Genomic DNA, 25393 nt, shown 5'->3' with positions numbered 1-25393 from the left:
TAATTTTGCGTAAAATAGTCAGTCATTCGGGGCGTAGCGCAGTCTGGTAGCGCACTACACTGGGGGTGTAGGGGTCGCAGGTTCAAATCCTGCCGTTCCGACCAAAGATATAGCAATACGAAAAAGCCAATCATTGTTTTCAATGGTTGGTTTTTTTTGTACCAGTTATTATCAGAAATGAGCGATGACAAACTATAGACTTTTATAGAGCGAGCCGTTAAGGTAAATGCTTTACCGTTATAATGGTTCAACTTATGCTCGAGCCAACTGCTCACTTCTCTCCTAGTCGTTCCGCCATTAGCGATAACGCGCCTTGGGAAGCTTACAAGCGCCCTTATGTTCGTGACTTGGCATATGTGCTGGCCTGCCCCAATGTCTTAACTGAGTGGATAGATTTTGCGCCGCATCAAAATAACCCAACGATTGCGGTTCATAGCACAAGCTTTTGGCAAATGCAGTTTGAAGCCTATCGCGAACGTTTGAATGAGCTTGATAGCACCAATGCTTATCAAGAGCTAACGCGCTATTTACTAAAGCGCCCAAGTCCCAATCGTTTGGGTTTTCACTTTGAAGGATTACTATCCTTTTGGTTAGAAGATGGTTTTGCACGCAAGCTACATCCGTACGAAACACTGGCTAATAATGTGCAACTATTTAACGGCAAACAGACGACGGGCGAGCTTGATTTAATTTTATATAATCATAAAGACAAACTCACTGAACATTGGGAACTTGCGATTAAATTTTTTATGGGGTCAGCGCCGTTTGAGCCGATAAACTGGGTTGGTATCAATTCTAATGACAATCTACAGCGTAAAATGACCCACATGCAAACCAAGCAGTTTGGTAGCATTTGGGTCAGTACTGAAAAGCATGGACAAGTTAAGATTGAGAAGCGTTTTGGGGTGATAAAAGGACGTTTCTTTTTGCCGATAAATACCAAAGGCTTTGATTACCCGACTTGGCTATCCCAAACCTTCCCGATACATGAATGGTGCGATGAGACTGATAGCACAAACCTTGAGACAATCGACATAACCGCTTTGCGCTCGGCTCATTACATCGAATGGTTTAGCAAACGCGACTTTTATGATGGCGGTCAGTCGCCGCTGATGAAGTCTGAAAATGGTATATTAAAAACAGGTTTATACTTTGCAGGCGATAGACCAATTGTCATTTATCCTAAGCTTCATGACTTAGCAGCAGATCAACCTTAAGCTTTTATAGTCAGTTCAAAATAAAATCGATACCTCAATATTGCCGTGCTACTGGTATAAATTTTACTTGCTTACTGTGTCTACGCTGACAGAGGCTGCGCAAAATATATTCCAGCAGCACTGTATCGGTTTTAAAGTAAATCACATTGACTCACCTTATCAATAGCTCTCAATCACCTGCATCAACTCATATCTCAGCATATCTGCACTCGGCATGCGCGCTGCATGAAAACGCACGATAGCAATGCCTGCACTGGCAAGCGCCTTGTCTTTTTTATCATCAGCTTTTTGCCGTGCCTTACTGCTATGCGTCCAATCGTCAAGCTCGATAGCAACCAAGGTAGTCTGCGCATCGATATCAACGATGACATAGTCAACGCTTTGGCGACAAATGCGATTGAACCAAAAGCTGCGCTCAGACGTCTCATCACTGTTCGCTTCGATAATCCGTGACAGCTGAACTTGCACAAAGATATGATATTCCGGCAGCGCATTTTTTAACTTATTAAAAAATATCACTTCGGTCGCGGTCATGATAGGCATCGGCGCAAATGGCCAAATATCCAACTCGTCACCGCGTACAGATGGCGGTTCAGGCTCAGCAACTTGTTTATTGGAAAACAGTTTTGGTAAAGTAATCAGCCCCAAAAAGCCAACTGCCAATATTAAAAATATAGCGCCAAATGACATGGTTTTACCTTATACAATATCTAAGCAGTTAGATAGCTTGCCTATATGCTAGCCTAGCTAACATAACAAACTACCTTTAACTGCAGCAGGTCAACCCTTATGGGCTAACAGGTTATACAGAGAGAAACAAAAATGGTGCTCATGGTAACTAAGTATGAGCAAATGGACAAACACTAAAACGAAAAACACGACAATATATGTCGTGTTTTAATCATAGAGGCATCAAATGATAATAAATGAAAGCACTCTCATTAAGATTTTAGCTGCTATTTCATTATCATGCGTTTAGCAGTTTAACAAAATCTAGCGCCAGTATAATACCCAAGCACTGGTAGTATTCACTTTAGGGTCACTATTAATCTTATCCTTTAAGGCTAAGGCTGCGACTTTGCCGCGCTCAGGACCGACAATAACCCGTACACCGCGACTCGTCGGGCTGGTCTTAACTTGATAACCTGCAGATTGGAATTTTTTTGCCATCTCATCCGCTTTGGATTGGTCGTTTGCTAGCGCTACTTGTACCCCAAAGCTCCCTTTAGCATCGGTCTCTTTGACTTCTTTACGGGCTTCACTGAGTTTTTGCTGAGCTTCTCGCTTAGCATCCGTTGACTTTTTAGCCAACGCCTCTTCTTTTTGGCGACTTGCTTCACGCGCTTGCTCGGCATTAGCCGCTTCACGCTCTAAGCGCTGTACTTGATTACGTGATGGTATGGTGATGTTTTGACCAAGCTGTAGCGAGGTCGATGGTGAGATATTATTTGCTTGAGCCAAGACTTCTACCGGCATATCGTACTGACGTGCCAGTTTAATCAGCCCATCTCCTCTTTTGACTTGATAGTCAGAGGGCGATTTAGGTTCGGTTTTTTTTACGGCTTCATCCGCCTCGCGCTTTTTTTCCGCAGCTACTTGCGCTGCAACCTGCTTTTTAGCGTCGGCTTGTCTCTTGGCTGCTTGCTCAACCTTTTGCTTATCACTAGCACTTGCATTGGTAGTAGATGCGTCATTAGCAGGCGACGTTGCTGTCGCAAGTGTGTTTTTTGTCGCGTCTTTATTTGTATTGTCAGTAGTATCGTCTTTAGTACTGTCTTTAACGTTGTCTTCAACACTAGGCATGGTACTCGCCAGATATTGCTGACTTTCAGCCCGTGCTTTTGCCAAGGCTTGTGCCTCTGCCGCTTCTTGTTCAGTTAAGAACTGCTGAGCACGCTTTTCTTGTTCTGCCACGCGAGCGGCTCGCTCTTTTTGTTTTTGTGCCAAAATACGTTTTTCTGTTTCGATATCTGTCGTCAGTGGCTGCACAGACGTAGGCTCAGCACTTGGTTGATCGATCATGGCCGACGCTGGCTGTGAGTTATTGGTATCACCAATTTGTTGCACCATGGCATATAGCATCACGCTACCACCGATAATCATCCCAATGCCCAATAAGGCTTGTCTCGAAAAATTCATCCGTTTACGTCTCTTAGTTGGTAATAAGGTTGATTGGGCGGCGCAGCTGTCCTCTTAAGACTATATTATAGATAGCTTAAATCAGCAAGCCATTAGCGCCAGTTGCGCCCATTCGGTTCAACACTGATGTGCTAGGTTTAAATCACTTTGAGTATAAAGCATATTTTTTATGCTGTCTGCCACCACGATATGACTAAGACTAACATTAAAAGGTCACTGTTTTATAGTCGATCCTAAATAAAAGAAGTACAAATGTTATAAAGCACTAATGGGATTAATTTTCCTTGCTTGCTGTGTCTGTGCCTACGCAGACAGAGGCTGCAAATCATTAACCCCGTTAGTTCTGTATCTTTTCAAAAGTAGATTAACGATACCTTAAATTATCGTGTTTCAAGTGCAGACAATGCCTCTCCAATCGTATGGAAAGAGCCACAGACCACGATTAAATCTTGTGGCTGACTGGCATTTATAACCGCATAAGTGGCTTCTTGCAAACGCGCAAACTCATGTATCTGAGCATCATCGACATAGCTCGCTAAGATACCTTGCAAATGCTCCGTAGTGGCAGCGCGTGGATAATCAATTTCAGCGATAAACCAATCACTGATTGGCAAGCCTGCTGTCGTCAAACGCTGCACGACTTTATTAATGTCTTTATCGCCTAGCATAGAAAACAGCATTTTAATGGTGGCAGGTTTATCTGTAGCTTGGTTATCTTGATCAGCTGTATGTTGCTGTGCCAAATGCTGCTGCCAAAGTGGTAATAATTGTGCCAATAAAAACTCAACGCCTTGCTCATTATGGGCAACATCAAACAACCAATGACGCTCATGTACCTCACGATAGTCAAAGCGACCGGCAAGTTTGACCGTTTGTAGCGCTTGCTCGATGGCATTTTTACCAACGTTCAAGGGGCTTGCAAGCACTGCTGACAGAGCATTGACCGTATTGGTCAATGACAGTGCGGGTCTTGGCAACTGCAACGTCAAAGCGGCATTACTATATTGCCAAGTGCTCGAATCATTTTCGTCATAGCTGAAGTCTTTGCCGATTTGATAACAAGTCGCCTGATGCTTATCTATTGCTTGCTGTACACTATTTGGCATCTCTGCCGCACCGCAAATAACACTAATACCATCACGTAAAATACCTGCTTTTTCCGCACCAATGGCTTCAACATTATCACCCAACCAGTCGACATGATCGATGGCGATATTGGTGATCACTGCCATATCAGGATCAATGATATTGACCACATCAAGGCGACCACCCAGTCCGACTTCTAGCACCCAAACATCACAATCTGCTTCCGCAAATATCAATAAAGCTGCCAGTGTTGTCATCTCAAAAAACGACAAGGTTAAATCACACTGCAAGCGGGCTTGCTCTACTTTTCTAAAGGCTGCAATCAATATCTCATCGCTGACCATCTCGCCATTGACGCGCACGCGCTCGTTAAAGACACTCAGGTGTGGCGATTGATATAAGGCGGTTTTATACCCTGCGGCTTGACACATCTGCGCGATGACTGCAGTCGCTGAGCCTTTACCATTGGTACCTGCAACCGTAAATACATAGGCGTCATCTTTGGCTGATTGTACCACTCCCAATGCCTCAGCGACTGGCAATACACGTGACAGCCCCATGTCTATCGCCGAGACATGAATCTGCTGCATATAATTCAGCCATTCGGTCAAGGTGGCTTGGTTATCAGGACTACGGCTGCTAAGGCTATGAGACACTAAAGAATCAGACATGGACAAAACCTATATCAAAGTTTGAAATAAAAGATAACGCGTAAAATGAAGAATGAAACTCATATGAATAGAGACAGTATAACGGGCTTGCTACAAAGCAAAAATAGCATTTACCGTTATCCACGATAAATGCTATTTGTTAGTTTTACATATTTGACAGCTATTAGCACGCTGCTATACAGTTATAAAAGGGATAAACCTCATCAGCTGTCTATTTGCTGCTAAACATCAACATTGGGTACGCTGCACAGTTTTGCCAGCAGACGATAAATAGTATCAATCATCTGATGACGATGCACGACTTCATCAACCACACCGTGCTCTAGCAAGAACTCTGCACGCTGGAACGGCTCTTCTAGTGTCTCACGTACCGTCTGCTCAATCACACGCTTACCAGCAAAGCCAATCATTGCTTTTGGTTCTGCCAGATGAATATCACCAAGCATCGCAAGTGATGCCGTCACACCGCCATAAACGGGATTGGTCAATATCACAATATAAGGCACGCCAGCAATTCTTAAGCGTTCAATCGCAGCAGCAGTTCGTGCCATTTGCATGAGTGACAGCAAACCCTCTTGCATACGCGCACCGCCAGAGGCAGCAAAGCAAACCAAAGGTACTCTATCTGCGAGGGCTTTTTCGGCAGCTTGGACAAAACGGTCGCCAACTACCGAGCCCATTGAACCACCCATGAAACGAAAGTCAAACGCACAAGTAACCACATCAAGATTGCGCAATTTGCCATATAGCACAATCAGCGCTTCACTCTCGCCCGTTTTGGTTTGTGCTTCTGCCATACGATTTGGATACGGCTTACTGTCTACAAACTTTAGCGGATCTTTGGCAGTAAACTCTTGCCCAAGCTCGCCTTCTACTTGATCAAGCAGCCAGTTCAAGCGCTCACGAGCACTCATTGGCAGATGATGGTCACAATGCGGGCACACGTAACAGTTAAAAATCAGCGCTGTATTGGTAATGATCGAATGGCAGCTGCTGCATTTTGTAGAAGGCTCTGTCTCTACAGCGGTCAATTGCGCCGTTAGTTGCTGTTTGATACCTGGAATCGGGCGCTCAAACCATGATTGCCCGGCTGTATTGCCATTCTGCTGCGGGCTAGTACTATCGTTATTGGTATCGGGTTTTGTTATTGTATCAGTCATATTATTCGCCATTATCTAAGGCTTATTGGCAAGCTCACTTGTGCACTTGTCCGTAAAAGTCCATTTATAAGAATCAGTTTAATCGTCACATACCCTCACAACATTAGCCATTATAAGGCACGCTAATGCGTCACTGTGACCATTTATAGATGATGTTAGTTTACACACGTAAACTAACTTTAGCAAAGTCATTTGACGGTGTTTTTATAAACGTTGACAGTGTTTTTATAAAGAATGTGACGCCTTTATAAATAGCGTGACAATCATATTTTACTTAAATAGTATCGCCACGTTTGCATTTAGCCATTTAAACAGTATTTATCGCCACAGTTGCATTTAGCCATTTGAACAGTATTACCATGGGTGCATTTAGCCATTTGAATAGCCGCTTAAACTGTCCAATGCCTCGCGCAGCTCAGTCATTTTTGCCATGATTTTTTGCTGAGCGGCAGCAACAGCAGTCGCATCATTACTATCGATATCAGCAAAGTTCTGCACCAATTCACTACCAACGATAATACCATCCGCATGAGCACCAATCGCTTTGGCAGAAGTTGCATCACGAATACCAAAGCCCACACATACTGGCAAATCTGTCTCTGCTTTAATCGCTTGCACTTGAGTCGCCACATCGTCAGTATCTAGCGTTGCTGAGCCGGTCACACCTTTTAAAGACACGTAGTAGATATATCCACCGCAATGGGTCAATACTTGCTCACGGCGCTCAGGCAAAGTGGTTGGAGACAGTAAGAAAATCTCATTCATCGAGTTGTCAGTCAAATGCTGAGTAAAGCTACCCGCCTCGCTTGGTGGCAAATCAACCATCAAAATTCCATCAACGCCTGACTGCTCGCATAACGCAACGAAGTTATCATAACCGATAATCTCCACTGGATTGAGGTAGCCCATGAGGATAATTGGCGTCTGCGTGTCTTGCTGACGAAACTCTGCGACCATCTTTAGCGCGTCACGAGTACTGGTGCCCGCTGCTAGCGCACGCTCGCCTGCCAGCGCAATCGTTGGACCATCTGCCATTGGGTCAGAAAATGGCAAACCCACTTCAATCATATCTGCGCCGTGCTTCACTAAATCATGTAGCAAACCAACAAAGTTGCTTGGATTGGGATCACCGGCCATGACATAAGGGATAAGTGCTTTTTTATTTTGTGCTTTTAAGGTTTCAAAAGTGCTTTCAATTCGGGTCATAGTGGTCTCTTAATTATTATAAACTGGCTTACTTGACCCTTTATTATTAAATAAAATTTATTTGATAATAAAGGGCGTTAAGCAATGTCTCTTATACTTATAAAGGATAATTCAATCACTGATAAAGATAGTTGTGATTACAACTCAATCCCTTCTGCTTTCATCACTGAATGCAAATCTTTATCACCGCGACCTGACATATTGACGATAATGGTTTGGTCAGGCGTCATCGTTTTAGCCAGCTTCAATGCATAAGCGACGGCATGAGCAGACTCAAGCGCAGGGATGATGCCTTCTTTACGCGTGACTTCATGGAAACCTTCTAACGACTCTTTATCGGTACAACCAACGTATTCAACACGCTTCATGTCTTTTAAGAAGCTATGCTCAGGACCAACACCAGGATAATCAAGTCCCGCCGAGATAGAATGAGTTTCTTGAATTTGACCTTCATCATCTGCCATTAGGTAAGTACGGTTGCCATGCAAGACACCGATACGACCTGCTGCGAGTGGTGCTGAATGACGACCGGTTTCAATACCATCGCCTGTTGCTTCCACGCCATACATTTTAACGTCGGTATCGTTTAGGAAATCAAAGAATAGTCCTATGGCATTTGAGCCGCCGCCAACACAAGCGACTAGCGCATCTGGTAATTTACCCGTCATTTGCAAATGCTGAATACGCGCTTCTTTACCAATAATCGCTTGGAAATCACGCACCAGTAGCGGATAAGGATGTGGACCTGCAACCGTACCGATAATATAATAGGTGCTATCGACATTGGTGACCCAATCGCGCATGGCTTCATTCATCGCGTCTTTAAGGGTACGTGAGCCAGAGGTCACCGGCACCACCGTCGCGCCCAATAAGCGCATACGGTAGACGTTCATTTTTTGGCGCTCAACATCATCAGCGCCCATATAGACGATACATTCTAGCCCTAAACGCGCGGCAATCGTCGCCGTCGCAACGCCATGTTGCCCTGCTCCAGTCTCTGCAATGATACGTTTTTTGCCACTCATTTTGGCAAGAAGTGCTTGACCAATAGTGTTATTAACCTTATGAGCGCCAGTATGGTTTAAGTCTTCACGCTTAAAGTAAATTTGCGCACCGCCAATCTCATCACTCAGACGCTTGGCATGATAGAGCGGTGTTGGACGACCGACATAATTGACCAAGTCATTGTGATATTCTTCCCAAAATGCAGGATCTTTTTTGACTGTGTTATATAACGTTTCTAGCTCTTCTAACGCTGCCATCAAGGTTTCAGAGACAAAGCGTCCGCCGTGGACACCAAAATGTCCACGCGCATCTGGATACTGGTTGAAGTCTTGCACATCAGTTGGATTGGTAAAAGTATTCACAGATTGTGCTGCGGTAGATAAATCTTTGTTAGTGACATGACTCATGATAATTCCTACTATAATAAGTGGTATTTTTGGGATAACTATTTTTTGGAATAACTATTTTTTGGAATAACTAATAGGGAAAACAATTTACATAGTTAGCTTTGAGAGTTTGCAGCTATAAAATTTGCAACTTTAAAGCTAGCTATTTATATTCGAAGGTTCGCTAAGCGTCTCGTTTTGCCATCGATCGCGTTTTACCGCTTTCATAAAGGCGCGCATTTTGGCGGGGTCTTTTTTGCCTTTATCAATCTCAATACCGCCGCTGACATCGACTGCGTAAATAGGCAGCTCTATTGTGGCAGCGACATTGTCAGCATCAAGCCCACCCGCTAAGATAATCGGTAGTGAGCTGTCACTCGGTATCAAACTCCAGTCAAAGCGTGCGCCCGTGCCGCCATACTTATGCTGATGGTAGGCATCTAGTAAGATGCTGCTCGCCCCTGCTGTGGCAAAATTGTCAATTTGCATCTTCACACTATCGAGCGTATCTTGCTCAGCATTGACACGCAACGCTTTAATCCAGCGTTTATTGACGCTGCTTGCTAGCTGACGGCACTGCTCGGGCGTTTCATCGCCGTGAAATTGGATGATATCAAAAGGGATATTGTCCGCCAGTTCAATAAGCTCATCTTCAGGCATATTGACGACCAAAGCCACCACGCTAATAAAAGCCGGTACCGCCGCACTTAATATCTGCCCCTGCTCGATTGTAACCGCACGAGGACTTGGCGGATAAAACACCAAACCGATAGCGTCCGCATTGAGCTTAACAGCAGCTTTAATATCATCAAGTTGAGTAAATCCACAAAACTTAACGTGCATGAGATGACCTTGCGAGAGACTGAATATGATGATTTGTTAATAAAGGAGCAAATCAATTGCATCCAAAAACTTATCCTAGCATACTTTTATTCATAGTTTTGTTTATGATTGCGATTGATTAATATAAGGATAGATGAATGTCTAAAACCGCGGGAGCAATAGAAAGTGATGCCAACAGCAATGTTGAGGATAATCATCAGCTGCATTATCTCATGTGGTTTCGCCTTGATCTACGCGTTCATGACAATACTGCTTTGGCTGCCATTTGTGAGCGTGCAAACGAAGACAATGCTCAGCTCAGCGCAGTGTTTTTTCTCACCCCTGAGCAGTGGCAGACACATGATATGTCGCTTACACAGCTTGATCATATTGCGCGAACACTCCCTATCCTCGCAGAAAAACTGAACCGCTTGAACATCATTTTAACCGTGCAAATCTGCCCTAGTTTTACTGATTGTATAGCTACGTTGAGCGCATTATGTGAGGAAAATAATATCAGCTGCGTGATGGCAAATCATGAGTACGAGGGCAATGAGATTGCACGTGATGAGCAATTAACCAAACAGCTCCTCGAGACTGATATTGAGTTTATCCGCTGGCATGATCAATGTATCTTACCACCGCAAAGTATCACTACCAATGATGACAGCATGTATCAAGTGTTTACCCCATTTTATAAAAAATGGCGGCATACCTTGGAGGTGAGTGACATACAAATCCATACAGCACCTGGCATCACGAATAATGAAAAAGTTCATTTAACATCATCAGAAATCAGTGCAAATACTACTCAAGATATAGAGGCATTGTGCAACAAAACTGTCCACGACTATCAACAATATCTCCAAACTCATAAATCCTATCAACATATAGATACAGATAAGCAAATTAGCCAAGCTCGTACTGCCTATCCTGCTGGAGAAGCGGAAGCCTGTCATCGATTAGAGCACTTTATCGCGGATGATATCAATAACTATGATGTGAGCCGCGATGTGCCAAGCTTACACGCGACCAGTCAGTTATCAGCCTATCTTACTATTGGCGCAATCAGTCCCAGACTTTGCTACTTACAAGCTACTAAGGCGCTAGGGGAATTACATAGAAATGACGGCGACAACTTTGACAGCAGTGACAGCAGTGACAACAACGACATCAACCGCTGGATAAGCGAGCTGGCTTGGCGAGATTTTTATCGCCATGTTTTAGACTATAAGCCTGAGCTTATTCGCCATCAGGCTTATAAACATGAGACTGATAAGAAAATCAACTGGTCGTATGATGAAGATGCTTTTGCAGCATGGTGTGAGGGCAAAACAGGAGTGCCATTAGTCGATGCAGCGATGCGTTGCTTAAATACCACAGGCTTTATGCACAATCGCTTGCGCATGGTGACGGCGATGTTTTTGACCAAAGACTTATTGATTGATTGGCGCTTAGGCGAGCGCTACTTTATGCAGCAGCTGATAGATGGTGACTTTGCATCTAATAATGGCGGCTGGCAGTGGAGCGCATCAACAGGTACAGATTCTGCGCCCTATTTTCGTATTATGAATCCCTTTAGCCAAGCCAAAACCCATGATTTTGATGGGATATTTATTAAGACTTGGCTACCTGAATTAAAGCCAATCCCTTCCAGTATCTTGCACAGCGAGGATAAAATGCGCAAAGCACTGAATAAGAATGATACCTTTGCCAACATTGATTATCCTGTACCAATCGTTGAGCATAAACTGGCACGCCAATTGGCAATTGCTGAATTTAAAAAAGAGTAGTATCTACAGTTAACATATCTCAAAAACGCTACAGGGCTGCTGGTATAAATTTTTTGCAGCCTCTGTCTGCGTAGACACAGCAAGTAGGCACAGCAAGCAAGAAAAATTAATATCGGCAGTACTTTATGTATCGATCTTACTTTTCCCTGACTATAAAACCATTATCTACTGAAAATTGGTTTTATTATTTGTTAACAGTAGCTGACGCTGAAGCGACTGACGGCATCTGACACGAGCCAGCACCTTGCGTCGTGACCGTCACTACTGCACCAGTTAACGCAAACAGCTGTTGCAACTGCGCTTGTGCATTCTCTAACGCCATAGTCATGACATCACCGCGGCACGCGCGTTCAAGCACTTCTTCTTTGGCCATACTTTGTGCTTGTTGCAAGATTTTTGGATCGACTTTCATCAACCCAAAAGCGCCGGTTTGCCAATCATATATCTCGATATCATCTAGGTATACTGAAAATATCTCTGATGGTGGCAGCGTAATATTAATTTTTGGCATGATAGAAATGGGGGCATTAACATCAGCTTTTTCAGCATCATTTACTTCCGACTCGGTAGGCTGTATCACTTGTACCATTTCAGGTGTCAATGCGCTCAAATCAATGCCCGCCTCTACGCGACCACGAGCGATAAACAGCGCCTTTTGCTCATCTTGCCACAGCTTCATCCAACTCCCTGAGCGCTGACTGGTGATGACCGTATCAACACTGAATGCCACCGTCTCCAATCGATTTAGTTTCTGAATTTGCGTTACTACACCTTCACGAGTGATGGTTTGTATGGGCTCTTCTTTGGTTATATTTTGTACAGTATAGATAGCAAAAACGATGGCTGCGAGACCGGCAAGCAATACGATCCACGACATCATAGCGATGGATTTTTTCGCTTTTGAGTTGTTCGTATTATTATCAATAGGAGATCGATTATCAGGATTGTTCATATAAACACCTTTAAAGTTTTATCGATTATTTTTATAATGACATGTTATTAGAACTGCACAAAAAACCACGTACTATAGTCAGATGAAAATAAAAATGTTATGAAAATTTAGACGCGCTATTGGTATAAATTTTACTGGCGTGCTGCGTTCCCAGAGGCTGCGTAAAATTCATACCAATAGCGCTATAACACTTTTGTAGTAAACTCACTATACAAATGCTAAATGCTATTTTTAAGCAGTAACTTCAAGTAATGACTACCAATACTCTACATAATCACTCATGATGGCATCTTCAAAAAACACCTTTTTATTTGCCATAAATAACACTCAAAAATGATAAATAATCGAGTTATAGCTGTCTAATTTAACCCTTTAAGTAACCTTCGCTCTGAAAAAACAAAAATTCATTGCGTCTTAGGCAAACTTTACCTAACATAGTCAGGTTGTATACTTAAAATATCGGTATACAGGCGTTATTTGGGCTTTATGCTTGAAAAACTGCTTGGTAAAGATTGGTATTTTTATACAAAATAATATGTTATATCCTTTTTAAGATGCTGTTTACGAACGCACTGCTTACTGTCTGTTGCAGTACTTTCTAGCTAGAGCATATCCTACACTATTACCAAGTAATAAAAGGTCATCTTGCGTCGGCCATCAAACCACACGCTCAACATCCTACTATTTCTTATTTATTTTATCGTTGATAAGGTTCCGCTTTATTTATGAAAGCCAGTCAATTTTTATTTGCCACGCTAAAAGAAACGCCTAATGATGCGGATATAGCCTCGAGCCAATTAATGGTTAGAGCCGGTCTGATTCGCAAAATTGCTTCTGGACTATACATCTGGTTGCCAATGGGTTTGCGCGTGTTGCAAAAAGTCGAGCGTATCGTTCGCGAAGAGATGCAAAATATCGGCGCTCAAGAAGTGCTTATGCCGATGACCCAGCCTGCTGAGCTTTGGCAGCTGACCGGACGTTTTAACGACTATGGTCCTGAGCTGTTACGTTTTAAAGATCGTCATGACCGCGATTTTGTATTAGGACCGACGCACGAAGAGGTGATCACCAATCTTGCCCAAGGCGAGCTGCGCAGTTATAAACAACTACCGATTACGTTCTTTCAAATTCAAAATAAGTTCCGTGATGAGATTCGTCCACGCTTTGGGGTGATGCGCGCGCGCGAATTTACGATGAAAGATGCGTATTCGTTCCATGTTGACCAAGCGTCATTGGCTAAAACCTACGACGAGATGTTTGACGCTTATACACGCATCTTTACTCGTTTGGGTCTTGATTTCCGTGCCGTACAAGCCGACACCGGCTCAATCGGTGGTTTTGCCTCGCACGAGTTTCATGTCCTAGCAGACAGCGGCGAAGATGATATTGCTTTTTCTGATTCGTCTGAATATGCCGCCAATGTCGAGCTTGCCGAGTCTGTGAGTACTACAGAACGCCAGCCTGCGACGATGCCGCGCGAGAATGTCGATACCGTCAATATGCCAACCTGTGAAGCCGTTGCTGAGCACTTAAACATTGAACTTGCGACCACTGTTAAAACCTTGATTGTACAAGGTCATACTGCTGAAGGTGAACCGCAGCTTATCGCTGTGGTATTACGCGGCGACCATACCTTAAATACTATTAAAGCTGAAAAAATTGATGCCGCCAATGTCCCTTTGACGATGGCAACTGAAGAAGAATTAAAAGCGGCTGGTCTGCATAAAGGCTATATCGGCGTTGAGCTTGATATGCCTATCTTTGTCGATCGTGCCGCAGCAGCGCTGTCAGACTTTGTCTCTGGTGCCAATGAAACTAGCAAACACACGACTGGTATGAATTGGGAGCGCGACGCGCACATCACTCAGATTGTCGATATTCGTAATGTCCATGAAGGCGATCCTTCTCCTGATGGTAAAGGTACGCTACAAATCAAACGTGGTATCGAAGTCGGTCATATCTTCCAGTTGGGTGATAAGTACTCACAAGCGATGAATTGCACCGTTTCAGGTGAAGATGGCAAACCGGTCACCCTCATGATGGGTTGCTATGGTATTGGCGTCAGCCGTATCATTGCTGCTGCTATTGAGCAGAACAACGATGACAATGGCATCATGTGGCCAAAAACGCCAAATGTTAGCGATTCTCTTGCCCCGTTTGAAGTCGCTATCGTGCCAATGAAATCAAAAGAAGATACGGTCATGCAAACTGCTATCGCATTGTATGATGAGCTAAAAGCCCTTGGTATCAATGTATTGCTTGATGACCGTAATGAGCGCCCAGGCGTGAAGTTCGCTGACCTTGAGCTGATTGGTATTCCGCATCGTATCGTGGTCTCTGATCGCAACTTGGCAGAAGATAAGTACGAGTACGTCAATCGCCGTGATAGCGAAAAGCAATTGCTTAGCCATGATGACGTATTGGCTAAAATAAGCGGCAAATAGTCCAAAGATAAAATCTGAACCATAAAAGGCGCCTATCTCATCGAGTGAGATAGGCGCCTTTTTTATTAGCTAAAATAAACTATTTAATATGATACTTTTTAGCAAGTACTTTACTACGCTTTTGATTCTCAGTAGCGGTGCAAACATCAGCACTAATCATACCCCATACTGCCATGTTATTCATTGATCCTTCTTGCTTAAACTCGCACTGTTTATTGCGATTTTTTAACCATGCGGCTTGCTCTTTATCTAACTGTGATTTTTGCTTAGCAGATAGCGTACGATGTGCGCTCATATATATTTTGTTAAGGCGCTTTTTCTCTACTTTAACCGCACTTTCACCACAGTCAACAGCTTCTTCCATTGACATTTCACAGTTATATTTATTTTCCACAAAAGCAGCTTGTGCTGCCGTCATTGACAATGCTGCTATACTTATCACAGTAAAAAAACCAGTTACTACCTTCATAGTTACACCCTAATGTAAGCAAAATAATGTTTGCTAAGTATATGAGCTAATGGCAATTTATGATAGCTAATAACCAACATTAATTTACTGACGAATCAAACGACTTGGCTTAGGCAACAAGCTCATATCACTCACGCGGCAAGGATTGATATCAATACCGCCGCGGCGTGTATACCAAGCACGTACTATGAGCGTACTTGGCTGATAATATTGACTTAAATCAGCAAATATTTGCTCCACACATTGCTCATGAAAGCCATTATGCTGACGAAAGCTTAAGATATAACGCAGCATATTTGCGTTATTAACTGGCTTATTACTGGTTATCGAAACTGCCAATGTCCCCCAATCTGGCTGATTGGTGACCGGACAATTACTACGCAGCAAGTTAGAATAAAAGTTATATGACCGACTGTCGCTATCGTTTGCTTTAACAGCGCTGGATTCTGCGTCATTACTACTTAGCAGCGACGCCTCAGGATGCATAGTCAGCCCAACTTTATCCGTGCTACCTGCTAGCGCATCATCAATACAGATACCCTCAGGTTGAGCAATCAACAACCCTGATATCTCATCATGCAAGTCGTCATCTAAGCCAAACAATTCAACTTGTACTTCTGACTGTACGCATTTAGATAAATCTTTGGCAATCAGTATTTGCACTTCTGCCCAACTGCCAAACTCTGTAAAGTTGATACTGTTTAAATACAACTTGAGCGATTTTGACTCAACGATAAATGGTGAGGCGGCAGGAATACCAAAGCGCGCGATGGCGACTTGCGAGATACCTTGCTGGTTAAGCCAAGACATCTCGAATGCCTGCCACCAATCGACGCCAACCGTTAATTTAGCGGCTTGCCAGCCTATAGCATCACGCCCTATACTACGAGCGATAGGATATAACGTCTCTGGACTATACTCAGTTGGATAATCGGTGGTTTGCTCACCCAAGATACCGTGAATACTCATTCATACTTCCTAATAATACCTAATTTTTATTATTAATCACTATTGATCGTCAGTGGTGATCGTCAGTGGGGATTTATTATCAACGTTAATGATGCTAGTTTTTCATTAAGGTTAATAGTTAACTACAACCGAATACGCGAACCATCGCTCAATAAACGATAAGAGATAACATAGAACACCACACAAAATACAAAAATAGCCGCCATCGAATACCAAACGTTGACATCAGAATAACCAAGAATACCGTAACGGAAGGCATTGACCATATAGACGATAGGATTCAGTAGTGAGACGTTGTACCAAAATGTAGATAAGTTCTCCATCGAATAAAACACCCCGCCAAGAAAGGTCAACGGTGTTAGTACGAAGCTTGGAATGATAGTAATGTCATCGAATGAGCGGGCATAAGCTGCATTGATAAAGCCGCCAAGCGAGAACAGAATAGACGTTCCAAGTACCGTAAATACAGTGACAAATAGATGCTCAATGCCCAGATGCGTAAAGAATAGCGCCACAATAGAGACAATAAGAGCAATAATCAGACCGCGAAAAATACCGCCGCCGATGTAACCCATTAAGATGGCGTGCTTAGAGACTGGAGATACTAACAGCTCTTCAATGCTGGCGGTAAATTTGGCACTAAAAAAGCTCGATACCACGTTAGAATAACTATTGGTAATCACTGCCATCATGATGAGTCCAGGGACGATAAACTGCATGTACGGTACGCCGCCCATCTCCCCCACCCGTGAGCCAATCATCTTACCAAAGATGACAAAGTATAAAGCCATGGTAATGACCGGTGGCAACAGGGTTTGTGGCCAAATACGAAGAATTCGACGAATCTCTTTGACTAAAATCGTCTGAAAAGCAATCCACATTTTGGCCCAAGACATAGTCTCATTAGGGTCTATCGTTATTGGCTGTTTCATAACCCTGCCTCCTTCATACTGTCTTCATTCTGAATGTTTTTGTCTACTAGCCGCATAAACAGCTCCTCTAAGCGGTTAGACTTATTACGCATGCTGGACACCTCGATATCAAGCTTGGTGAGCTGCTCAAAGACACAGTTGAGAGTCTCACCTTCACTCAAAGTCACTTCCACGGTCAGCTGATCAGGCTGGACAATCTCTGTTACCTTATCAATGACCAAAGGCTGGGTAAGCGGCTGGGTCAAATCTAACACAAAGGTCTCAACGGACAACTGCGCCAGCAAGTCTTTCATTTCAGTATTAATACGAATTTCACCATGATCCAAAATAGCAATGCGCTTACATAGCTGCTCAGCTTCTTCTAGATAATGAGTAGTAAGAATAATAGTGGTATTTTCTTCGATATTAATTTGCTGCATAAACTCCCACATCGAACGGCGCAGCTCAATATCAACCCCAGCCGTGGGCTCATCAAGGATTAGCAGCTTGGGCTTGTGGATCAACGCGCGAGCAATCATCAGGCGGCGTTTCATACCGCCAGATAGCTCTCGCGATTTGCTGTCTCGTTTATCCCATAGACCTAATGCTTTGAGTAAACGCTCGGCACGTGGCTTAGCCTCTTTGGCAGAAATACCAAAATAACCTGCTTGGGTTATCAGAATATCTTCTACTTTTTCAAACATGTTGAAGTTAAACTCTTGCGGCACCACACCTAAGTACTGTTTGGCCACCGAAGGATTGGCCAATAGATCAACACCAAAAATATGCACACTACCATTGGTCGGTTGAAACAACGAGCTGATAATACCAATCATCGTTGACTTACCGGCACCATTTGGTCCCAGTAACGCAAAAAACCCCCCTTGCGGAACCGTAAGACTGACGTCTTTTAACGCCGAAAACCCGTTGCCATAGGTTTTGGATAAATTCTTGATCGAAAGTGCTGGTACTTCAGACATGAATACCTCTTTGTAGATTTGGTTTTATGGAATAAATACTATAATAAATTATGTAACCCTTAATGTGAGGCTACCTATGATAGATTTCAACTGCGACGTATAATAAGCATGATATGAGTACGACTCATCATTGACCATGAATCATCAAACGCAAAAAAACACCTACTCCATTCAATGGAATAGGCGTTTTGCTAGCCCTGACTTAGTTATAAGCTCTTAGTTATAAGCTCTTAGTCATAGAATTATGTTTAAAACCACGATATAAAATTCTAAACTAAACGTTGCTACTTAAGGCGACCACTTACATTAACTGGCTTCACCAACCATATAATCAACCGCATTTTGCACTTCTTCATCAGGGATATCAGCGCCACCTTTGGCAGGCATAGCATTGAAACCATTAATAGCATGGGTGTACAAGGTATCTTTACCTTTTGCTATACGAGGTCCCCAAGCACCCGCATCACCCAACTTAGGTGAGCCTAGCAAGCCTGTTGCATGACAAGTTTGACATACTGCGCTATAAACCGCTTTACCATCACGAGGGCCATCACCGGCTGACGGGCCAGACGATCGGGCGGTCACATCACAAATCTCACCTTCTTCAAAACACACTTGACCAACTGGCTGAATACGAGCAATTAGATTCGGATATAACGCAATCAGTTTCTGTACTTGCGGTGTATCTTTTGGCACTGGCTCTTCGACAGCAGCTGGTGCGGCTGCCGCAGTTGCCTCGGCTGGTGCATCTGTTGCTACCACGTCTGCTCCCGCAGTTGCATCAGCAGAAGCAGCGCCATCGGTGGTATCTGCAGCCGCTTGAGGCTCATCACCCAGCTTTTGAGGGGCATTTTCGACAACGTCTTTGCCTTCTGCAACAGCAGATATAGTGACAGGCGTATCTACAGCGCTTTCAGCTTGGCTCACAGCGATACTAGCGATTCCTAGAATGGCAGCTGCCGATAACATAACTACTTTTCTCATTCGTCACGTTCTCTTATTACGTATACAAGGGTCAGCACGACTTAGACATTCTGTCTGTCCTTCTTTGACAACGAACCATTGTCAATAGCAAACAGCCATCCCGCATGCGAGCGCACTTGTAATCGGTGATTATAAATAGGGATTCTCCCTGACATTATAAGGGAAAAGACGGGTAGATTGCCATGCCTGTTTGCGGACTATGCTGTTTTTTCTTAAAAAACTTCAATAGCTGGCTTCATTCATTGGCTTTATGACTTTTATTTGTTAGACTAAGCGGTCTTTATTTTTAGACACTTTTGCGCTCGTAGCTCAGTTGGATAGAGTATCGGTCTCCGAAGCCGAGGGTCGTGGGTTCGATTCCCGCCGAGCGCACCAATCATCGTATTATCCCACCCCTTCTTCCTTACACTCTCTGTGTTATCAATATCAATAAATGGCTTCTGCTGTTACTCAATCCTATATAGTCAGCGTTTATTCTGCTTCTTGTAAATTGGCATCCAATTGCGCACGACTAGGCACGCGGTGATAATTAATCACTGGTATATCCCCTAAACGGCGTTGACTGGCAGCAAGCTTGGGGTCAATCGTAATCATAGCGACTTTAATATTTTGTCGACTGACAAGCAGATGATTGCCCTTTCGTGTAACGCCATAATCAGGAAAATATCGCTTAATCATCTTTGCTGTTTTTTGCAGCGCATCATTCATTGGTTTGCTTTTGTGCTTTGTGTCATGCAGAGCAGTCGGTTTTGGCGCACGTGTTTTTGCAAACAACCATAATCCAATGATAAATGCTATCAATATGACAAGCCACCAAATTCCGTCTATCATAAGAAGGGATATCCATTATTAGCAAGGGTTAGCTTATGTTAGCAGAATTACCATCAGGGTTAATAGCAGAAGTAGAGCGTGCTGCCAAACTACTGGCAACAAAACAGCGTATTTGTATTTTAACGGGTGCAGGGATTTCAGCAGAAAGTGGCATACCAACTTTTCGCGATAAGCAAACTGGCTTGTGGGAGAATTATAGCGCTGAAGACTTAGCGACACCAGATGCCTTTGCTCGCGACCCAAAGCTGGTTTGGTCGTGGTATCAATGGCGCAGACAACAGGTTGCAAGCAAAAAACCAAACCCTGCACATATAGCATTAGCACAGTGGCAGTACCACAGTCGATCGACCCATCATCAATTGACCCTCATTACTCAAAACGTCGATGATTTGCACGAGCAAGCAGGCAGCGTTGTTACCCACTTACATGGCAACCTGTGGCGTAATAAATGTAGCCGATGTGACACACCTTATCAAAGCCAATCAAATGGAAGTTATGACAGCGAAGATAGCATCAATTTTGATGAAGCCCTGATTATTTGTCAGCATTGTGATGGTTATATCAGACCAGATATCGTGTGGTTTGGAGAGTCGTTACCGGTGCAGTCATGGCAGACAGCCGAAGAGGCAGCGGCTGATTGTGACGTGTTTATCAGTATCGGAACTTCCAGCCTAGTCTATCCTGCTGCCGGACTGGCGCAATTGGCAAAACATAACGGTGCCAAAATTATAGAGATAAATCCCTATCCAACGCCAAATACGCTAGTCAATATTACTCTAGCAGCAAAAGCGGGTGTCATCCTGCCAGAGTTGGTCAAAAGAATGGGCGTACTATAAAATGGACGTACTATAATAGGCAAACCATCAGCCTACCGCTTGGTCGACTCTGTCTAAATACTGTTGCTTTAGCTCATCACTGATAAATGACGATCTAAAAGAGTTTTTTACCAAGGTGATGATATCGTCTTCTGTGAGCGGTAAGTTTTCGCTGATATTTATAAAGTTTTGGTTGATATAGCCTTTAAAGTAAGCAGGATCATCTGAGTTGATCGTGATATTTAGACCATAATCTAGCAGCTCTTTGATATTGTGCGCTTTATAATTGTCGAATACTCTTAACTCGATATTAGAATTTGGGCAAACAGTGAGCGGCATCTGTTCATCTTTTAGACGCTGCATCAGCTCGTCACTTTTTATCGATTGCACGCCGTGGTCAATTCTACTGATATCCAATAAATCTAACGCTTCATAAATATAAGAGAAATCTGCTTCTTCGCCTGCATGGGCTACCAACTTAAAGCCTTCTTCTTTTGCCTTTTTGAAGACATCTTTGAACTTTGATGGCGGGTTGCCCAATTCCGAAGAATCCAAACCCACACCGATAATGTCGTCTTTAAATGGTAATGCTTGTTCTAAGGTTTCAAACGCTTCCTCTTGTGATAAATGCCGCAAAAAGCACATGATAATACAAGAGGTAATACCATATTGCGCTTTGGCATCAGCCAGTGCTCGCTTGATACCTGTTATGACTGTTTCAAACGCCACGCCTCTTGCTGTATGCGTTTGCGGATCAAAAAATATCTCTGTATGAATGACATTATCCTCAACACATTTGAGAATATACTCCCACGTCAAATCATAAAAATCATCCTGCGTAATCAAGACATCCGCACCGGCATAATAGATATCTAAAAACGTCTGCAGATTGGTAAAATTATAAGCATTACGCACATCCTCTATGTCTTTATAAGGAATCTCTATCTGGTTCTTTTTTGCCAATCTAAACATAAGCTCAGGCTCGAGCGAGCCTTCAATATGCAAATGCAGTTCTGCTTTTGGCAGTCTTTTTATTAGATCAATCATAATATTCCAGTATTGGCGTTGTGCGTTGTATATCGGTTATCTACTAAGTATGGATTTAAGTACTTAGTTTAATCGTTGATATTGATTATCGTCAGGGTTTATTTTAGAAAAACCACTGTATCAGACAGCTCGTTGCCTGATGGGTTTTGCTCCAGATGATAATATTGGCGCAATACTTGACCGACCTCATCTAGTAATTCAGTTAAGCTTTCTTCTGTCTTTTTATTGGCAATGCCGACTACCGCCTTGTCACACATCGCTCGCCAAACCGTTGGGCTAACATGGGCACTGATACCTCGATCAGCGACGATCTCAAGCTTGTGCTCGCAAACATTGACATATATCAGCACACCAGTATTCTCTTCAGTGTCCCATACTCGATACTCACTGAATAAATTAATTGCACGGTCACGGCAATCGCTATGATAAGCCTCTTGAATAGGCAAGTGATTTTCTACGATTAAAAACACCTCGCCGCGGTGACCTTGCTCAGCAAGCGTCACCTGCTCTGTCAATCGAGCTTTTGCCGCGGGCGTCAACCACTTACTATGCAAGACTGGAACAAATAAGACTTGGCGCCACCAGCGGGCAAAACTGGACTCTGAAGCGTTATTTTCTGCCATGATACTATTTCCTCAAGTACGTCATTACTAATGGTCATTTAGTGTTTTTTTCACTAGGCAGCTATTAAGTAGCTGAAAAACAATTGGTCAGTACTTACCCAGTGCTTACCAAGAACCGCCAGCGCCGCCACCACCAAAACCACCACCGCCGCCGCCGAAACCGCCGCCACCAAAACCACCACCGCCGAAGCCGCCACCGCCGCCCATACCCGGCAGGAATATCATACCGCCGCCTCTACCGCCTCTACCACCGCCGCCGCGTGAAATCAAGAATAGCCACAAAAATATCGCCATAATAATGGTCATAAATAGACCACCGCCCAATGCGAGTGAGCCTGCAACAAAACCACCAGCCGTCAGCACAGAACCAAATACGCGACCAAAAATGCGAGTAATAAAACTGCCAAATATCATCGCTATGATGAATAGAAAAATAGGGGATGGTAGCTCATCTGAGCCTTGTTGGGCAGTACGTTCAGCTGCCTGTGCATCGGCACGAGCCAATACTTCAGGATCAGCAGATAAACGGCTTTGTAATGCCGTTACACCTGCCAATATCCCAGCGCCATAATTATTTTGCTTAAATAAAGGGGTGATATCCTCTCGAATGATACGATTGACTGCTGCATCTGGTAGTACACCTTCGAGTCCATAACCCGTCAAAATATACATATCACGGTCATTAACAGCAACCACCATGAGCAAGCCATCATCGATATCTTTAGTGCCCAGCTGCCACTTTTCAGCAACTTGTAAGGCATAATCAAAGATAGGCATACCATTGGTAGTCGGCACAATCACCACTGCGGCTTGCGCCAACCCTTGCTGGTAGATAGTACGTAGCTGTGCTTCTAAGCGCTGCTTCTCTTGTGGATTTAAAATATTGGCTTGGTCGATGACGGGATTGTTTAAAATCAGTTTGTCCGCATCGACACTGTCAGCGGTTGATTTCACAGGGGGACGTTTGGTCGCATTTGCCTCTGCCACGCCCTCGTTATTGGACGCACTAGGATTGATGGCGTCATTACCGAGTATGGTTTCGTTAATCGCGTCATTGCCTAAGACAGCATCATTAATAGCTTCATTAGATTCAGCGGCTTTTGCAATAGCCACTAAGTCTTCTACACTGCGATTTTGTGTGATGCTATCTGAAGCGGGCGTACTGTCATTGGGCGCTGCATGCAACGTAGGCGCGCTACCAATAGTGAGGGCGAATAACAACGCTGCTAGGGGTGTTTTTAAATGAGTCATTAACTGTATACCACCTCAAGTCAGATCTTTACTAAATTAATAGGTGATTGATTTGCTGCTATTGAGCCGCCTTTGACCCGCCATTGTCAAAATCTACGCTTGGTGCGGTAGAAATCTCTTTTTCATTAGCGACGCTAAAGTTTGGCTTAGCACTCATGCCAAATACTTTGGCCGTAATATTGGTTGGAAATTGACGTACGGTCGTATTGTAGCCCTGTACTTCTTGGATATAGCGGTTACGAGCGACTGCGATACGGTTTTCAGTGCCTTCTAATTGCGCCTGCAAATCTTGGAACAGTGCATCCGACTTTAATTCAGGATAACGCTCAGACACTGCCATCAAGCGTGATAGTGCGCCCGTCATCTGTTCTTGCGCCGCAGCATAACGCTCCATCGCTTCAGGATCATTGAGCACTTCTGGCGTTACGGTGATACCGCCAGCGCGTGAACGTGCTTCAGCCACTTGTGTAAAGACTTCTTGCTCTTGCTTGGCATATTGCTGTACCACTTTTACCAAGTTTGGCACCAAATCCGAGCGACGTTGGTATTGGTTGACCACTTCTGACCACGAAGCCGTCACTTGCTCATCTTGAGCCTGAAGATTATTATAACCACAACCTGTCAAGCCGACAGTAGACGTGGCTAGTACAGCGGATAGCAAAATGGGTTTTATAATAGATTGACGCGTCATTGTGGATGCTCCTAATAATGATAAATATCAAACAACTGATAACAAGGTTTTAAAATGATTTTTGACCGCTTTTTTTGATACTGCTTTCAATACTATAGCCAGTCCTAAATAAAAGAAATACAAATATTATCAATCACTACTGAGGTTAATTTTTCTTGCTTGCTGTAGCTAGCCGACAGAGGCTGCGAATAATTAACTCAAGTTATGCTGTACTCTTTTAAAAGTGAATCAACTATATGACTATATATAAACTGATATTTTGTAGGCTGCAATGTGTTGTGCTAATAATGGCGCTATAACGCTTTTTTTACAATTCATCGTTACCAAAACACAACCGCAAGCAACGACTTGTAGCATAAGCTCTCGCTCTGTTTTGAATATGTATCTATATAACCTAACTTATTATAAATCATTAAAAAACCATCCAATCTAAGATAAATCGACCTTATGCCTCATTCTACGGTATTTTATGTCCTAATAAAGCCTGCGGTAACATATATACAGAGGCCACTAAGAAGAAATTTCTAGTAATTGGGTAAAAAATATGGCAAATTGCAGTTACGTAGCTGTACGGTTTGCATACATTTGGTAGTGGACTTATTTTCTTCATAGTACTAGCGATTCGCTTATTTATCCTTTAAAAGGACAAATAGACAGATAAATCATCGCTTTATAATTCTATTACGCAATTGTACTCAGTCGATACCGCTCATAGTAAATCGAATCTCGTCGTGACGATGGGTATTGAAAATTATAACCCCCTGTTTTATCCACTGGTCTATTTATAGCAGCTTTTATGTTTACGTCAGGATGACAGATTAACAAAATAAAGAGACAGTAAAGGATGGCAATCATCGTCAATCGATTGATACTTATTAAATAAGCGATATCAAGAGATGAGAATATACCGCCAAACTTTGATAATAAGCCAAGTGGGTAAA

The 25393-nt window shown here is 43.3% G+C and carries 22 protein-coding genes and 2 tRNA genes; 6 read left to right on the top strand and 18 right to left on the bottom strand.

All coding sequences use genetic code 11. The features are described 5' to 3' along the window. Positions 1-27 precede the first annotated feature (27 nt). A tRNA-Pro gene (locus tag JMW90_RS04535) sits at positions 28-104 on the top strand. 150 nt (positions 105-254) lie between these two features. Beyond that, positions 255-1217, top strand: coding sequence for a DUF1853 family protein (locus tag JMW90_RS04530; RefSeq protein ID WP_201561900.1), 963 nt, complete (start codon positions 255-257; stop codon positions 1215-1217). 159 nt (positions 1218-1376) lie between these two features. Here the strand turns inward: JMW90_RS04530 and JMW90_RS04525 are convergent, their stop codons facing one another. The 7 genes from JMW90_RS04525 to JMW90_RS04495 all read right to left on the bottom strand — a co-directional run bounded on the left by JMW90_RS04525 (position 1377) and on the right by JMW90_RS04495 (position 9713). Then, complete coding sequence (locus JMW90_RS04525) at positions 1377-1907, bottom strand: DUF2726 domain-containing protein (protein WP_201561899.1); 531 nt, start codon at positions 1905-1907, stop codon at positions 1377-1379. Positions 1908-2210: 303 nt separating this feature from the next. Then, positions 2211-3356: a LysM peptidoglycan-binding domain-containing protein gene (locus JMW90_RS04520; protein ID WP_201561898.1), complete on the bottom strand. Its 1146-nt coding sequence runs from the start codon at positions 3354-3356 to the stop codon at positions 2211-2213. A 380-nt stretch (positions 3357-3736) separates the two neighbouring features. Continuing rightward, positions 3737-5113, bottom strand: coding sequence for a bifunctional folylpolyglutamate synthase/dihydrofolate synthase (locus JMW90_RS04515; protein WP_201561897.1), 1377 nt, complete (start codon positions 5111-5113; stop codon positions 3737-3739). Between the two features lie 221 nt (positions 5114-5334). Beyond that, positions 5335-6285: an acetyl-CoA carboxylase, carboxyltransferase subunit beta gene (gene accD, locus JMW90_RS04510; protein WP_201561896.1), complete on the bottom strand. Its 951-nt coding sequence runs from the start codon at positions 6283-6285 to the stop codon at positions 5335-5337. 357 nt (positions 6286-6642) lie between these two features. Further along, a complete protein-coding gene (gene trpA / locus JMW90_RS04505) occupies positions 6643-7479 on the bottom strand; it encodes a tryptophan synthase subunit alpha (RefSeq protein WP_201561895.1) in 837 nt (278 codons plus the stop codon). Positions 7480-7616: 137 nt separating this feature from the next. Continuing rightward, complete coding sequence (trpB, locus tag JMW90_RS04500) at positions 7617-8819, bottom strand: tryptophan synthase subunit beta (protein ID WP_173936725.1); 1203 nt, start codon at positions 8817-8819, stop codon at positions 7617-7619. Between the two features lie 210 nt (positions 8820-9029). Then, complete coding sequence (locus JMW90_RS04495) at positions 9030-9713, bottom strand: phosphoribosylanthranilate isomerase (RefSeq protein WP_201561894.1); 684 nt, start codon at positions 9711-9713, stop codon at positions 9030-9032. A 137-nt stretch (positions 9714-9850) separates the two neighbouring features. Between JMW90_RS04495 and JMW90_RS04490 the strand changes: the two genes are divergently transcribed. Then, positions 9851-11485, top strand: a complete 1635-nt coding sequence (locus JMW90_RS04490; protein WP_201561893.1) for a cryptochrome/photolyase family protein — start codon at positions 9851-9853, stop codon at positions 11483-11485. A 184-nt stretch (positions 11486-11669) separates the two neighbouring features. Here JMW90_RS04490 and JMW90_RS04485 read toward each other — a convergent pair whose 3' ends face one another. Then, on the bottom strand, positions 11670-12437 hold the full coding sequence (locus JMW90_RS04485; RefSeq protein WP_201561892.1) for a DUF4230 domain-containing protein: 768 nt from the start codon (positions 12435-12437) through the stop codon (positions 11670-11672). 725 nt (positions 12438-13162) lie between these two features. On the opposite strand from JMW90_RS04485, the gene JMW90_RS04480 reads away from it, so the two are divergent. Beyond that, the gene (locus JMW90_RS04480; RefSeq protein ID WP_201561891.1) at positions 13163-14881 is read left to right on the top strand and encodes a proline--tRNA ligase; all 1719 of its coding nucleotides are present in this window, start codon (positions 13163-13165) and stop codon (positions 14879-14881) included. 79 nt (positions 14882-14960) lie between these two features. Here JMW90_RS04480 and JMW90_RS04475 read toward each other — a convergent pair whose 3' ends face one another. The 5 genes from JMW90_RS04475 to JMW90_RS04455 form a co-directional block, all read right to left on the bottom strand. Continuing rightward, positions 14961-15350 (bottom strand): lysozyme inhibitor LprI family protein, encoded by a 390-nt coding sequence (locus tag JMW90_RS04475; protein WP_201561890.1) that lies wholly within the window; start codon positions 15348-15350, stop codon positions 14961-14963. Between the two features lie 84 nt (positions 15351-15434). Beyond that, positions 15435-16319 (bottom strand): NADPH-dependent 7-cyano-7-deazaguanine reductase QueF, encoded by an 885-nt coding sequence (gene queF, locus JMW90_RS04470; RefSeq protein WP_201561889.1) that lies wholly within the window; start codon positions 16317-16319, stop codon positions 15435-15437. A 122-nt stretch (positions 16320-16441) separates the two neighbouring features. Next, entirely contained in the window at positions 16442-17215 is a 774-nt protein-coding gene (locus tag JMW90_RS04465) for an ABC transporter permease (protein ID WP_201561957.1), read from the bottom strand. A gap of 32 nt (positions 17216-17247) precedes the next feature. After that, on the bottom strand, positions 17248-18210 hold the full coding sequence (locus JMW90_RS04460; protein ID WP_201561888.1) for an ABC transporter ATP-binding protein: 963 nt from the start codon (positions 18208-18210) through the stop codon (positions 17248-17250). Positions 18211-18516: 306 nt separating this feature from the next. Then, positions 18517-19194: a c-type cytochrome gene (locus tag JMW90_RS04455; RefSeq protein ID WP_201561887.1), complete on the bottom strand. Its 678-nt coding sequence runs from the start codon at positions 19192-19194 to the stop codon at positions 18517-18519. Positions 19195-19492: 298 nt separating this feature from the next. Between JMW90_RS04455 and JMW90_RS04450 the strand changes: the two genes are divergently transcribed. Beyond that, a tRNA-Arg gene (locus tag JMW90_RS04450) sits at positions 19493-19569 on the top strand. A gap of 96 nt (positions 19570-19665) precedes the next feature. On the opposite strand, the gene JMW90_RS04445 is transcribed toward JMW90_RS04450, so the two are convergent. After that, a complete protein-coding gene (locus tag JMW90_RS04445) occupies positions 19666-20025 on the bottom strand; it encodes a hypothetical protein (protein WP_201561886.1) in 360 nt (119 codons plus the stop codon). Positions 20026-20060: 35 nt separating this feature from the next. Between JMW90_RS04445 and JMW90_RS04440 the strand changes: the two genes are divergently transcribed. Then, complete coding sequence (locus JMW90_RS04440) at positions 20061-20861, top strand: NAD-dependent deacylase (RefSeq protein ID WP_201561885.1); 801 nt, start codon at positions 20061-20063, stop codon at positions 20859-20861. Positions 20862-20888: 27 nt separating this feature from the next. On the opposite strand, the gene JMW90_RS04435 is transcribed toward JMW90_RS04440, so the two are convergent. The 4 genes from JMW90_RS04435 to JMW90_RS04420 all read right to left on the bottom strand — a co-directional run bounded on the left by JMW90_RS04435 (position 20889) and on the right by JMW90_RS04420 (position 24452). Next, the gene (locus JMW90_RS04435; protein WP_201561884.1) at positions 20889-21887 is read right to left on the bottom strand and encodes an adenosine deaminase; all 999 of its coding nucleotides are present in this window, start codon (positions 21885-21887) and stop codon (positions 20889-20891) included. A 98-nt stretch (positions 21888-21985) separates the two neighbouring features. Beyond that, on the bottom strand, positions 21986-22510 hold the full coding sequence (locus JMW90_RS04430) for a TPM domain-containing protein (protein ID WP_201561883.1): 525 nt from the start codon (positions 22508-22510) through the stop codon (positions 21986-21988). Between the two features lie 105 nt (positions 22511-22615). Continuing rightward, positions 22616-23761: a TPM domain-containing protein gene (locus JMW90_RS04425; RefSeq protein ID WP_201561882.1), complete on the bottom strand. Its 1146-nt coding sequence runs from the start codon at positions 23759-23761 to the stop codon at positions 22616-22618. 58 nt (positions 23762-23819) lie between these two features. Further along, positions 23820-24452: a LemA family protein gene (locus JMW90_RS04420; protein WP_201561881.1), complete on the bottom strand. Its 633-nt coding sequence runs from the start codon at positions 24450-24452 to the stop codon at positions 23820-23822. Positions 24453-25393 lie beyond the last annotated feature (941 nt).

Source organism: Psychrobacter glacincola, assembly GCF_904846215.1.
In the GTDB taxonomy this organism is placed as follows: Bacteria; Pseudomonadota; Gammaproteobacteria; order Pseudomonadales; family Moraxellaceae; genus Psychrobacter; species Psychrobacter glacincola.
The sequence above is the reverse complement of the archived record's forward strand: the minus strand, read 5'-3'. Positions and strand labels throughout refer to the sequence as shown.

Coding starts and splice junctions, on each gene's coding strand:
- JMW90_RS04420 (WP_201561881.1), bottom strand. CDS start 24,452: ATGACGCGTCAATCTATTATAAAACCCATTTTGCTATCCGCTGTACTA.
- trpA (WP_201561895.1), bottom strand. CDS start 7,479: ATGACCCGAATTGAAAGCACTTTTGAAACCTTAAAAGCACAAAATAAA.
- JMW90_RS04520 (WP_201561898.1), bottom strand. CDS start 3,356: ATGAATTTTTCGAGACAAGCCTTATTGGGCATTGGGATGATTATCGGT.
- JMW90_RS04490 (WP_201561893.1), top strand. CDS start 9,851: ATGTCTAAAACCGCGGGAGCAATAGAAAGTGATGCCAACAGCAATGTT.
- JMW90_RS04495 (WP_201561894.1), bottom strand. CDS start 9,713: ATGCACGTTAAGTTTTGTGGATTTACTCAACTTGATGATATTAAAGCT.
- JMW90_RS04515 (WP_201561897.1), bottom strand. CDS start 5,113: ATGTCTGATTCTTTAGTGTCTCATAGCCTTAGCAGCCGTAGTCCTGAT.
- JMW90_RS04440 (WP_201561885.1), top strand. CDS start 20,061: ATGTTAGCAGAATTACCATCAGGGTTAATAGCAGAAGTAGAGCGTGCT.
- JMW90_RS04430 (WP_201561883.1), bottom strand. CDS start 22,510: ATGGCAGAAAATAACGCTTCAGAGTCCAGTTTTGCCCGCTGGTGGCGC.
- JMW90_RS04475 (WP_201561890.1), bottom strand. CDS start 15,350: ATGAAGGTAGTAACTGGTTTTTTTACTGTGATAAGTATAGCAGCATTG.
- JMW90_RS04425 (WP_201561882.1), bottom strand. CDS start 23,761: ATGACTCATTTAAAAACACCCCTAGCAGCGTTGTTATTCGCCCTCACT.
- JMW90_RS04455 (WP_201561887.1), bottom strand. CDS start 19,194: ATGAGAAAAGTAGTTATGTTATCGGCAGCTGCCATTCTAGGAATCGCT.
- JMW90_RS04445 (WP_201561886.1), bottom strand. CDS start 20,025: ATGATAGACGGAATTTGGTGGCTTGTCATATTGATAGCATTTATCATT.
- accD (WP_201561896.1), bottom strand. CDS start 6,285: ATGGCGAATAATATGACTGATACAATAACAAAACCCGATACCAATAAC.
- JMW90_RS04530 (WP_201561900.1), top strand. CDS start 255: ATGCTCGAGCCAACTGCTCACTTCTCTCCTAGTCGTTCCGCCATTAGC.
- queF (WP_201561889.1), bottom strand. CDS start 16,319: ATGAGTATTCACGGTATCTTGGGTGAGCAAACCACCGATTATCCAACT.
- JMW90_RS04480 (WP_201561891.1), top strand. CDS start 13,163: ATGAAAGCCAGTCAATTTTTATTTGCCACGCTAAAAGAAACGCCTAAT.
- JMW90_RS04525 (WP_201561899.1), bottom strand. CDS start 1,907: ATGTCATTTGGCGCTATATTTTTAATATTGGCAGTTGGCTTTTTGGGG.
- JMW90_RS04435 (WP_201561884.1), bottom strand. CDS start 21,887: ATGATTGATCTAATAAAAAGACTGCCAAAAGCAGAACTGCATTTGCAT.
- JMW90_RS04465 (WP_201561957.1), bottom strand. CDS start 17,215: ATGTCTTGGGCCAAAATGTGGATTGCTTTTCAGACGATTTTAGTCAAA.
- JMW90_RS04485 (WP_201561892.1), bottom strand. CDS start 12,437: ATGAACAATCCTGATAATCGATCTCCTATTGATAATAATACGAACAAC.
- JMW90_RS04460 (WP_201561888.1), bottom strand. CDS start 18,210: ATGTCTGAAGTACCAGCACTTTCGATCAAGAATTTATCCAAAACCTAT.